We start from the raw sequence: 409 nt of genomic DNA on the forward strand, positions 1-409 counted from the left end.
TCTCTCAACATGCCGATGAATACTCGCTCAACGTGGAGGAAATCGGTTTCGCCGGAGATTCCGCAGGCGCCATGCTGGCGCTTGCCAGCGCGCTCTGGCTACGTGATAAGCACATTCGCTGCGGTAACGTTATCGCGATTCTGTTGTGGTATGGGCTGTATGGGTTGCAAGATTCGGTAAGCCGCCGTCTGTTCGGCGGCGCGTGGGACGGCCTGACGCGTGAAGATCTGGACATGTACGAAAAGGCCTATCTGCGTAACGATGAAGATCGGGAATCGCCCTGGTATTGTCTGTTTAATAACGATCTCACGCGCGATGTGCCGCCCTGCTTTATTGCCAGCGCGGAGTTTGATCCGCTCATTGATGACAGCCGCTTGCTGCACCAGACATTACAGGCGCACCAGCAGCC

At 56.2% G+C, this 409-nt stretch carries 1 protein-coding gene; it reads left to right on the forward strand.

Annotated features, from left to right (window positions below):
- A partial coding sequence (locus tag ACEWB7_RS18230) for an alpha/beta hydrolase fold domain-containing protein (RefSeq protein WP_411581121.1) occupies positions 1-409 on the forward strand: 409 nt, incomplete at both ends.

The organism is Acinetobacter sp. NIOH-H-8 (assembly GCF_046635365.1).
Lineage (GTDB): Bacteria > Pseudomonadota > Gammaproteobacteria > Pseudomonadales > Moraxellaceae > Acinetobacter.